The sequence below is a fragment of the Massiliimicrobium timonense genome (genome assembly GCF_002160865.1).
Lineage (GTDB): Bacteria > Bacillota_I > Bacilli_A > Erysipelotrichales > Coprobacillaceae > Allocoprobacillus.
In genome coordinates, this window is sequence record NZ_NFLJ01000085.1 from 1 (window position 1) to 1,837 (window position 1,837).

The following is a 1,837-nucleotide window of genomic DNA, read 5'->3' on the forward strand; positions in this document are numbered from 1 at the left end:
AGCGTGAAGCTGTGCTTTTTCCCATTCTTAGCTACATAGCCGATATAGCCACCGCCATAGTTATAGGACTGTACCACCACATTTATATCCTCTATGCCTTGATTTTCTGCTGAAGAAAGCAGGGACGCAAAATACTTGCACCCCTGCTTGATTGAGCTTTCTGTATCTAAGGAGTTAGGCGGTAAGCCCATGCTCTCGGAACTCTGCATAACGTCCGAACCTGTCCCGCCACTTTCCACCTGTATGATTGCCAGCAGATAGGGGACGTACTCGGATATGCCGTATTCCTTTGCGTATTTCTCCACCATAGGCTGATGTTTCAAGACCTCTGCGGATAGGTTCATTCCCGTTACCCATGAAGAAGAACCACCGCCCCCGTCGTCGTCCTCGGCACTGATAAGCACACCAAAGAAAAGCACTATCGCAAGAAGAAATGGAAACAGACTGCCGATAATGGCGAGATGTCTTAGTTTCATTTCTTACGTCCTTTCTTTTCCGTAGTGTTTATGGTTGCTTTCTTGACGTTTCGCTCTTTTCTGGTGGTCTGTCGGTTCAGCTCCACACCGTTAAGCCTTGTCCCGTGTTTCTGTGGTACAGGTTCATCAGATTTTGAAGCCAGCGGACGTTCCTTGACAGATTGTGGCGTGGTCGGCTCGGTATGTACCTTGTCGGTAGTGACAGGACGCTTGATTTCCTGCATTTTTCCTGTGTCTGTCTTAGAAGCGGTGACAGGTCTATCATGGGAACGGGTAGCTCCTGTTGTCGCTGATCCGTCCGTCGTTCTGCCAGCCTGTTTTGCTTCCTGTGCCTTTTGAAGTTCCATACGCTTGTCAGCGATATTCTGTCTGTGTTGTTGGAGCTTGTCGGCACGCTCGCTCTGTCTGGTTTCCTGCCCCTGCACAATGCCACGCTTGAAGTCAGACACATTTGCTTTAGCCTTTTCCTTTGCGGAGTGTACGGCATAGGCGGTCTGGGTCGGCATATCCTTGATATTCTCCTTGACAGCCGTTGCCTTGTCCTTGACCTTATTTTTCGTATCGAGTACCGCACCCACGGCTGAACCAGCTCGGCTTCCAAAAGAAGTATTTTCTCGGCGTTCTTTTCTGCCCGTACCAGCTCTGGCAGATTTTCCAGAACCGTCATTCATGGCTGTTCCGGCTACTGTACCAGCCACCGCACCAGCCACGCTTCCAGCACCGACAGCCCTTGCGATACGGTGTTCCATACGCCTAGCCCTGTGTCGCATGAACAGATACGGGCGACGGAATATCCTGCGTCCCATGCTCTGGCTGTCCCCAGCATTTAAGCTGAACATACTCATAAGGTCGCCCAGCTTCATGTAGATACCCGCAAAGCAGACTATCTGTAAGAACGCAATCATAAAGAACGGGTAATCGGTGGATATGTTATAAAACATACTGGAAATACTGAAAGCTACCGTGACAATGAGGGTAATTCCCGCCCTTGTCATAATCGTATTGAATACTCGCACAATTGCCTGTTTCGCCATGTTCTCATAGCTGGGTATCATGGAGAGCAGGAAGCTAATCGGCAGGAACATAGCGAAGATGATAAATAGTATCTGGGAAAATATCATCATGCCTGTGAGCAGGAATACGAATATCGTTATCCCCAGATTGAAGATAAGCAGGAAGAACACCATTCCCAGACGGTTGATGACCTGCGGTATCGTCAGATTGTCGTTGTCGTTATCCTCGATTTCCGTTTTCACCACGTCCTCACGGGTCGCCCCGTCGTCTGCTGACGGACTGACCGATACCAGAGCTTCCACACGGTCAGCTCCGATTTCCTCTATATCGCTGTTGCCAAATTGCAG

At 49.5% G+C, this 1,837-nt stretch carries 1 protein-coding gene and 1 pseudogene; both read right to left on the minus strand.

Annotation, left to right across the window (positions count from 1 at the left end):
* On the minus strand, nucleotides 1-476 hold a 476-nt coding region (locus tag B5E75_RS14190; protein WP_206414000.1), incomplete at its 3' end, for a lysozyme family protein.
* 134 nt (nucleotides 477-610) lie between these two features.
* Nucleotides 611-1,837 (minus strand): annotated as a pseudogene (locus tag B5E75_RS14195) (CD3337/EF1877 family mobilome membrane protein); the annotation flags it as partial.